Here is a 9,355-nt window from a genome sequence, read left to right on the forward strand (position 1 = left end):
GCGCCGCCTCTATAAACCGTTTTGCTGCGTCTGACGCCCCATGCGGCGCAGACGCACGCCGCGTACCACACCGTAGATACCGATCGCTGCCCAAGCCACTTCCATCACGAAGGCAGAGGCATTGAAGCTGCCGAATATCAGCGACAACATCACCCCGAGCGCACCGAAGATGTTCATCAGCTGATAGGTCAGGCCGTTGCCATGCAGCTTGTGCGCCTGCAACAGCAGGAACGCCAGCAATACCAGCACTACGCCGATATAGCCGGCCCAGTCATGCCAGAACAGGTTCATCGCTTAGCACTCCGCTGACGCAAGGCCTCGAACAGCACCACGCCGGTGGCGACCGAGACATTGAGGCTCTCCATCGTGCCCGGCATCGGGATCTTCGCCACGAAATCGCACAGCTCACGGGTCAACCGGCGGATGCCCTCGCCTTCGCCACCCAGCACCAGCGCCACCGGGCCCTTGAAGTCGACGCCATAGACCGAAGTGTCGGTGTCACCGGCCAAGCCGGTGATCCACACGCCGGCATCCTTCAGTTCGCGCAACGTGCGCGCCAGGTTGGTCACCGCGACCAGCGGTACCCGGTCGGCACCGCCGGCCGAGGCACGACGCACCACCGGGGTCAGACCCACGGCGCGATCCTTCGGCACGATCACCGCGGTGACTTTCGCCGCCGCCGCGCTGCGCAAGCAGGCGCCGAGATTGTGCGGATCGGTGACGCCATCGAGCACCAGCACCAGCGTGTTGCTGCCATCACGCTCCATCAGCGCCGCCAGGTCGTTTTCATGCGCCATCGGCGGCGCTTCATACAGCGCTGCCACGCCCTGGTGGCGCGCCTCGCCGGCGAGCTTGTCCAACTGCTCGCGCGGACGATGATTCACCGTGATCTTCAGCGCCTTCGCGCGCTCGGCCAGTTCCAGCACCCGCGCATTGCGCTGGCCCTGTTCGACCACCAGCTCGCGCACGCGCTCGGCGTCGTTGCTCAGTGCACCTTCGACGGGATTGATGCCGACGATCCAACTCTCACTCATGGCTTGCCTTTCGGTTTCGGTTTGCGTCCGCTGCGCTTTTTGCCAGCAGCTGCGGGGTTTGATGCAGGCGGTGCTTTGGCGGCGTGGCCTTGACCCTGCCGTTTGCCGCGACTCGGCTGGCCATGTGCCGACTTGGCAGGTGCCGAGGCGCGGCGCGGACGATTGCCGCCATCATCATGCGATGCGGAAGCACGCGAGCGCGGCGGCGGATTATCGCTCAGTACGGGCGTCTCCGGCACCACGGCATCACGCCGGCCGAACGCGCGACCGATTGCCTTCGCTGCCCGCCCGAACATGCCGGACGCCTTGGCTGGAGCAGCAGCTTTCTTCGGCAACGAGTAGCGCTCGCCACTTGCGGCGTAGTCGTAAGCTTTGCCGGTTGCAGCCGGCGGTGTAGCCGAGGCACGTGGCGAAACCAGCCGGAAGTCGATCTTGCGATCTTCCAGGCTGGCACGCAGCACCTGGATGCGCACGTGGTCACCCAGACGGAACTGCGCGCCGGTGCGCTCACCCTTCAGCAATTTCCTGGTCGCATCGAAGTGGTAGTAATCGTTGGCGAGCTGGCTGATATGCACCAGGCCGGATACCTTCGATTCGTCAAGCTCCACGAACAGGCCGAACGAGGTGACGCCGGTCACCACGCCCTCGAACTCGCTACCGATATGCTTTTCCATCCACGCACACTTGAAGCGCTCGTCCACATCGCGCTCGGCCTCTTCGGCACGGCGCTCGCGCTGCGAACAATGGATCGCCATCGCCGACATCTCGGCAGGGCTGTAGGTGTAGTCGGCCGGCTTGCCGTTGGTCAACGCGTAGCGAATCGCACGATGCACCAGCAAATCCGGATAACGACGGATTGGCGAGGTGAAATGCGCATACGCCTGTAGCGCCAGACCAAAGTGGCCGCGGTTGTCCGGCTGGTAGGCCGCCATGCTCTGCGAGCGCAGCAACACATTCTGGATCAGCTCGCGCTCGGGGCGGTCATGCACCATGCGCAGGATTTCGGAGAAGTCGGCCGGGGTGACATCCTCCACCGGAGGCATGCGCAGTTTGAACTCACGCAGGAACTGCTGCAGGTCTTCGTACTTCTCCGCCGGCGGCGGCTCATGCGCGCGGAACAGCGCGGGGATCTTTTTCTTCTCCAGGAACAACGCCGCCTGCACGTTGGCGGCGATCATGCATTCCTCGATCAGCTTGTGTGCGTCGTTACGCTCGGTGGCACCCATCGACTCGACGTTGCCGGTCTGGTCGAGGCGGAACTTCACTTCCGGTGTCTCGAAGTCGATCGCGCCACGGCGCTTGCGCTGCTGCGCCATCGCCTTGTACAGCGCGTGCAGGTTTTCGAGTTGCGGCAGTACGTCGGCGACTTCATGGCGCGCATCGGCATCATTGAGGCCAACCACCTGCCACACCTTCTCGTACGTGAGCCGTGCATGCGACAGCATCACCGCGTCGTAGAACTTCGACTTGGTCACGTTGCCTTCCGCATCGACCACCATGTCGCAGACCATGCACATCCGCTCGACCTTCGGCATCAGCGAGCAGATACCGTTGGACAGCGTCTCCGGCAGCATCGGCACCACGAAACCGGGAAAATAGGTCGAGGTGCTGCGCTCGTAGGCTTCGCGGTCCAGCGCGTTGCCGACCTGCACGTAATGCGACACGTCGGCGATCGCCACGATCAGCCGCCAGCCACCGCCACGCTTCGGTTCGGCATATACCGCATCATCGAAGTCGCGTGCATCGGCGCCATCGATCGTCACCAGCGGCAGCATGCGAATATCGGTGCGACCTTCGCGCTCGGCGGCGGTTACCACGGATTCCACTTGCGCTGCATCGCGCAGCACTTCCGGTGGCCACTCGTGCGGCAGGTCGTGGCTGGCAATCGCCATCTCCACCACCAGTGACGGCTGCAGCCGCTCGCCCAGCACTGCGCGGATCTCGCCCATCGGGCCACGATGCGGTGTCGGCGGATCGGTGATCTCGACCACCACGATCTGACCGGAGCTGGCACCCTGCTCCTGACCCGGCTTGATCATCACGTCCTGGTTCAGGCGACGATCGTCCGGCGCCACCAGGGTCACACCGTTCTCGATCACCACTCGGCCGACCAGCCGCGAAGAACGCCGCTCCAGCACTTCGGCAATCGCGCCCTGCTTGCGACCACGCCGGTCGATGCCGACCACGCTGGCCAGCACACGATCACCATGCATCACCGCACGCATCTGCTGCGGCGACAGGTACAGATCGTCGCCACCTTCGTCCGGGCGCAGGAAGCCGTAGCCCTCGGCGTTGGCCAGCACCCGGCCGGCAATCAGGTCGAGTTTCTGGGTTGGCGCATAGCCGCCGCGCCGGCCCAGCAAGAGCTGGCCGTCGCGCACCATCGCCCCTAGCCGTTTGCGCAGCGCGTCGAGGTCGTCTTCTTCGTGAATTTCAAGCGCCTCGGCGATGCGTGCCTCGGTCAGCAGTTCGCCACGCTGTTCGAGCAGGGCGAGGATCGCCTCGCGGCTGGGGATCGGGCGCGCATAACGCTGCGCCTCGCGATCGGCATGGGGGTCACGCATGGCGCCTGCGGCAGCCTTGTTGCGTCGTGGTTCGGTGGGAGCGCCTGCTCGCTGTTTCGGTCCGGCGGATTTCGCCCGGCCTTTAACTGCAGATGAGTCCGGACCTTTGCCGGACTGCGGGGGAGTTTTTCTGGTCACTAATTATCCTTGTGGTATGCGCGGCGCGGAGAATGACACGACGCGATGATTGGGTGTGAAGATCTGAATGTGAAAAAGAGTTGACAAGCCACCGGCAGATGCCTAAATTACGCGGCTCACGCAGCTCGCAGAGCGGTGTGACACCTGCCCAGGTGGCGGAATTGGTAGACGCACTAGCTTCAGGTGCTAGCGGGGGCAACTCCGTGGAGGTTCGAGTCCTCTCCTGGGCACCACATGCTGTATCGGGGAGTCTTACCAGCTCTCTTGATTCCCTGAAACCCCGCATAATAGCGGGGTTTTTTGTGCGTGTATGTTTTGCGGTGTCTTGCGACATATCGTGGAAGCTCGTGCTTTTGAGTATGTTGGGTGCCTATGTACTCAAAAAGGTCTCTTGAATGCCCAAGCTCGCACAGCCACTTACAGAGGTTCAAATCAGCAAAGCGAAAGCCAAAGCCGCGCCGTTCACATTGGCCGATGGCAATGGATTGTACCTCGCCGTGAGTGTGGCAGGGCTGAAGGCGTGGATAGTCCGTTATCGCCTGCCCGATGGACGCAACCAGCACCGGCCACCATTGGTCACTATCCCGCCCTATCGCTCGCTGATGCTCGTGTGCGGGCCGTGCCGAGGAAGTTCGATGCGATGCCAAACAAGGAAAGATCACGCATGTGTTCGCAAGACACAGCAGGCGGCAGCAATAGCGAGTGACGCCAAGACCACCGCCGAGGCAACAGCGCAGGCGGAGACAGAGCGTGCATCCTTCCACGCTGTCTCGGGTCGCTGGTTATGGTTAACAGAGAAACGGCCCGTCTGGAGCGCTGAGACGTACCGGAAGGCGCGGCTTGTCGTGGACTCGAATCTAGTGCCAACACTGGGCAACACGGACATGCGCGCACTGGAGGCCAGAGATGTGAGGCCGCCACTAGTGAGCATGACCGCCTGCACGCCAGCACTGGCGAAGAATACCCGACAGTACGTCGCAGGCATGGTGGAACACGCGATCAATGACTGCCTGCGGTCAGATGAAAGCACGTTGCGCCTGAACCACATCCTGCCCACGGGCCGCAGCGGTCACATGCCGTCCGTCACAGAGGACGAGGCGAAGCTTGGATAGATCATGCGGGTCACTGAAGGCTATCCGGGGAGTATTGTGCGTGCTGCACTGGCGCTTACTGCGCCGACCGTCGTTCGTCCTGACACCGGCTCTGCCGCAAGAAAATCCACTGCGCCCATGAGGAACCCGCTGTTGTCGTGGATCCATCACAAGGGCTCTCTGTAGCATGGGCGCATCCCATGCTACAGAGGTGTGTGCGGGATCCCCGCCCGGGGATTGAGCATATCGCGGGTTACCCGGATTCCTCTACACGCTGTATATGTGCCAGTACGATGCCGTTCTGGCGTTTCCGTACCGCCAGCCAGATGCGCCAGAAATACAGTACGCCGATAGCCGCCTCGAACAGCGAGCCGGCGACCCAGCACTTTGGAAGGAAATCCGCATTGCCGGTATGCGCCGTGGCCATCGCGTATACCGTGGGAATGCTGATCGCCCACATGATGATCAAGCGGGTAGCGAACAGAAAGCGGGTAAGACCGAAACCTTCCAGCACCGCGGCTCCCGTTATGGAGAGCGCGAATGCCAGCGAATAGATCCACAGCACCCGCGAGGTTGCGATGGCGGCCCGGTGGATTTCCGGATGGTCGGCCAGCCCGAACGGGTTCAACAACACGTTGGGCATCGCTATCTGGAAAAAGGAGATCACGGCGACGTAGCTCAACTCGATCGCCATCGTGACAAAAAGTATTCTGGGTATCTGCGGATAGTCATCGTCGCCGATGGCGTTTGCGCACAAGACGCTGCACCCGATGGCCAGGCCGATGATGGGAATAATGGCGATGTTGGCAACGGCTATGTTGACGTTGTTGGCCGCGAGCGGAATGGCGCCCAACGCCCCGATAATCCAGATAAACGCGACACTGCCGAAATTCTCCACGCCGTTGCAGGCGCCCAGCGCGACACTCTTTCTGATGCGCGGAAACATGTCGGCCAGCACAAAACCCCGGCTCTTCAGCATCAGGGAGCGCAGATTGCTCCACACTTCGCGCGGCATGTAGAAGAAATAGCAAAAAAACATCACCATCGTGCCGACCAGCGTGCCGATGGCCGAGCCGCGCATGCCGAGCTCTGGCAACCCGAACTTGCCGAAAACCAGTCCGATCGTCATGAAAATAACCACCGCCTGCCCGATGAGTCCGACGATCAAGGTGATACGGGTTTTACCGATTCCGTTGAAATAGGACGAAAGCGCCACGTTCAGCGTCATGACGCTGCCAAAATAAGCCGACCAATACAGGAATTGCGATTCCAACCGGGTGATCTGCGGTGGCCTGTCGCTGAGGAAGGGAATCAACTGCAGCAGCGGCGCCATGAGCAACAGCGCCAGCGCGAGCGCGATGCCGATCGAGATCCCCACGGCGCCCTGGTAGGCGGCCTCTCCCTGCCCGGACCGCCCGAATGCCTGTGCAACGAACGATCTCGAAAATCCGACGATCGACACGAAGACACCGATGATGGCCATGGCGGTGTATATAGCTGGCCCGGAAGCAGTCAACGCGTCACTCGAATACCTCGCGAGGCAAATGCGATCGACGAGCATCATGATCAGGTTTCCGACCATCGACCCCATCAATGGAATGGAAACGTCAAAGATTCTCCTGACTATCTTGAGATCAAAGCCAACGGTGCTTGAATTCAATTCGATATCCCCGCTGATATGACTCCGCAGCCATGTGCCTGCGACCGCTGTACAAAGGTTCCGGTGGAATCACCTGCACCATCAGGCCTGCTCGCCGCGTGGCTCGCCTTTTTTTGCGACTTGTCCATACTCTTGATCCATGTTCCATGCGTGATGTGAACAGGCGAAAGCACGAGCGCCTGCGGCGCGCCTGGCAACGCATGCCAGGCGCGGTCGTAGTGGCGCCGCGGGGGGGTGCCTAGGCACGGAGCTTGAGCCGTACTGGAACGGCGCTGGGGCCTATGAAGAAATTCATGACCTGCTCGACGGGTGGCGCATCGGCTTCCAGCTCCAGTTCGAAATTGTGCATGATCATCGATATCACCAGCTTGATCTGGGTCAAGGCCAGGAAACGGCCCGGACACATGCGCGGACCGCCGCCGAACGGAAAGAGCTTGCGCGCCGGATCGTCCTCCTTGTGCGGCTTTTGCTCGAAAATCCAGCGTTCCAGCTTGAATTGCTCATGCTGCGGGAAGTACGTCTCGTCCATTCCTTCACCCGTGGTCGACACGATGATCGGCGTGTCCTTCGGGATGAAGATTCCGGCAACCACGCAATCCTCATTGCTGACGACACCAATCAGGGGAGCCACCGCCCTCAGTCGCTGGGTCTCGCTGTGAGCTGCTTCGAGGTATGGCAGCTGCTTCATCTGCTCCCAATCAGCCGCCACCGCGGCATCGCCGAGCACCATGTCGACTTCGCTGGTCAGGGCGGCGGCGGCGGCGCTGTTCTCGGCCAGCAAGTTGATCATCCAGGCGAGGGTGTTGGCTGTCGTATCTTCACCGCCGATTACGTTCAGAATGGCATTGCTTATGAGCTCATGCTCGGTGAAACCCGATTCGGGATTGTCGCTCGACGCAATCATGGCCTCCAGCATGTTGCCGGGCTTTTGATGCAGATCTGGCTGCTCACGCATGCGTTCGCGCGTGTTTTCAATGATCGCCATCAATGTCTGCTTGACGTTCGCGATCGATCTATCGACCTCGCGATCGACCGGCAATTTGAAATGGCGCCAGTGGGGAAATATGGCGACAAGGCGTTGTTCCAGCCGCTTCATCATGCTGTCAATGTTATCCACCAGCAGCTTTTCATCGTCGCCGACTGTATTCAGGTCATGCCCCGTGGCCACGCCCATGATGATATCTAGCGCCAGGGATTTCATGTCACGATGCAATTCGATGGCCCTGCCTTCCGCCAGCGCAGCCTTCCAACGCTGCATCAGGCGTTCGGTCATGAACACCATCGTTGGAAAGAAATTTCGCACTACTTCGAAACTGAGACCGCCCATCACCAGCTTGCGTTGCCTGCGCCAATCGTCGCCCTCTGCGGTAAGGACGCCCCCGATACTCAACTCATTCATCACCACCTTGGTGCCTTTGCTTCGCCTGAACCCGGCAGGGCGATCTCGCAAGATGCTGTCCGCGGTGTCACGATCGGCGATAACGACCAGCTGGGTGCCCATGGTGTCGAAGCGAAAGAAGGGGCCGAACTCGCGAATCCATTTTGCGACTGTCAGGTGCGATTGACGCCCTCGTAGTTCCAGCGAATTGCCAAAGAACCAGCGACCCTTGGGGCACGGCAGGTCCGCAATCGTGCGCGAATACTTGAGCTCGCCTGCAGGGTGCGTATCCAGTTCAGCGGCAGCGAAGTTTGAATCCATGATGGTTTCCTGAGTGCAAGTGTGAAATTCCGAAAACTTCCGATGGTGTTGGCTAATCCGCGTAAGACAGTTCGGTATGTGCGGAATAGCGCTTGATTCCACTAGAAATTGCATGCGCCAATTTCTCGATGTGCGGCGACTTCACTATCGACATGTGGCTGCCGCCGATACGCGTCACATGCAGGTTCTCCCCCAGCAGATCCCCCCAGCCCAGCGTCGCATCGGCGGCACCGTGTTGACCTGCGGTAAGCAGCATCACGGTCGCCGTGATGGGTGGCGTTTCATAGGCCACGCCCGCTTTGGCCCCGGCGATGTGTACGGCAAAGATCTGCTTGACGAGCGCCATGTCGAGATGCGCCGGTAGAAGTGCTTCACGCTGACAGACAACGAACATCGCGTCGATATCCCCGCTTTCCGCCAGCGTCACCAATTCGTCGTGGGCAGGATGCTGCCGCGCACCGCTGGCATCTGCATGCTGGTCGGTGATCCAGCTCAGGAATGCCTTGCATTCATCGAATTCGGTCACATTCTTCGTGTTCCATTGATCCCGCAAGAATGCGCTGCTGCCGGTATCGATCATCCCCACGAAGTTGATCGTCTCACCGATCGCGAGCAACTGGTGGGCGATTTCATAAGCGATCATGCCGCCCAGCGACCAGCCGGCCACCGTATAGGGGCCGGTGGGCTGGACGTGCCGTATCGCATCCAGATAGACGGTCGCCATCTCGTTTATGCTTGCGCGCGGCGTCTCGCCGACGACCAGGCCACTCGCCGCCAGTGCGTAAACGGGCTGATCGGCGCCCAGATGCCGAGCCAGGTCGAATGCATACTGTACTTCCCCGCCCACGGGATGAATGAGGAATAGCGGCGCCAGATGCCCCTGGCTTCGGATGGGAACGAGATTCGGGTGCGCCGACGCCACCTTCTTCGAATCAACGAAGGCAGCCAGGGCGCCCAGGCTTGGGTACGAAAACAGGTTGCGCAATTCAATGCCGATGGCGGCACGCTTGCGCAGCTGCGACACCATTTGTACTGCCAGCATGGAGTGGCCGCCCAGCGCGAAGAAGTCGTCATGGATGCCGACCCTGTCCAGCTTCAGCAATTCCATCCAGAGGCTGGCCATGATCTGTTCGGTGGGTGTGCGCGGCGCGACATACGCCGCCTCGCTG

Annotated in this window: 7 protein-coding genes and 1 tRNA gene; 2 read left to right on the forward strand and 6 right to left on the reverse strand. The window is 60.9% G+C overall.

All coding sequences use genetic code 11. The features are described 5' to 3' along the window. Positions 1–9: 9 nt before the first annotated feature. Genes GSQ75_RS05855 through rnr form a run of 3 tightly spaced genes read right to left on the reverse strand, consistent with a single transcriptional unit; the run spans position 10 to position 3,598 of the window. A complete protein-coding gene (locus GSQ75_RS05855; RefSeq protein WP_158753531.1) occupies positions 10–291 on the reverse strand; it encodes a hypothetical protein in 282 nt (93 codons plus the stop codon). Further along, complete coding sequence (gene rlmB / locus GSQ75_RS05860) at positions 288–1,034, reverse strand: 23S rRNA (guanosine(2251)-2'-O)-methyltransferase RlmB (protein ID WP_158753532.1); 747 nt, start codon at positions 1,032–1,034, stop codon at positions 288–290. The genes GSQ75_RS05855 and rlmB overlap by 4 nt, the downstream gene beginning before the upstream one ends. After that, entirely contained in the window at positions 1,031–3,598 is a 2,568-nt protein-coding gene (rnr, locus tag GSQ75_RS05865; protein ID WP_158753533.1) for a ribonuclease R, read from the reverse strand. The genes rlmB and rnr overlap by 4 nt, the downstream gene beginning before the upstream one ends. A 284-nt stretch (positions 3,599–3,882) precedes the next feature. Here rnr and GSQ75_RS05870 point away from each other — a divergent pair. Further along, positions 3,883–3,969 (forward strand) — tRNA-Leu (locus GSQ75_RS05870). A gap of 162 nt (positions 3,970–4,131) precedes the next feature. Then, a complete protein-coding gene (locus tag GSQ75_RS05875; RefSeq protein ID WP_158753534.1) occupies positions 4,132–4,848 on the forward strand; it encodes an integrase arm-type DNA-binding domain-containing protein in 717 nt (238 codons plus the stop codon). Between the two features lie 232 nt (positions 4,849–5,080). Here the strand turns inward: GSQ75_RS05875 and GSQ75_RS05880 are convergent, their stop codons facing one another. The 3 genes from GSQ75_RS05880 to GSQ75_RS05890 form a co-directional block, all read right to left on the reverse strand. Next, the gene (locus GSQ75_RS05880) at positions 5,081–6,487 is read right to left on the reverse strand and encodes an MATE family efflux transporter (RefSeq protein ID WP_216840614.1); all 1,407 of its coding nucleotides are present in this window, start codon (positions 6,485–6,487) and stop codon (positions 5,081–5,083) included. Positions 6,488–6,725: 238 nt separating this feature from the next. Then, complete coding sequence (locus GSQ75_RS05885) at positions 6,726–8,186, reverse strand: cytochrome P450 (RefSeq protein ID WP_158753535.1); 1,461 nt, start codon at positions 8,184–8,186, stop codon at positions 6,726–6,728. 52 nt (positions 8,187–8,238) lie between these two features. Then, the gene (locus tag GSQ75_RS05890) at positions 8,239–9,309 is read right to left on the reverse strand and encodes a thioesterase domain-containing protein (protein WP_158753536.1); all 1,071 of its coding nucleotides are present in this window, start codon (positions 9,307–9,309) and stop codon (positions 8,239–8,241) included. Between the last annotated feature and the right edge of the window lie 46 nt (positions 9,310–9,355).

The organism is Dyella sp. S184 (assembly GCF_009766065.1).
Taxonomy (GTDB): Bacteria; Pseudomonadota; Gammaproteobacteria; order Xanthomonadales; family Rhodanobacteraceae; genus Rhodanobacter.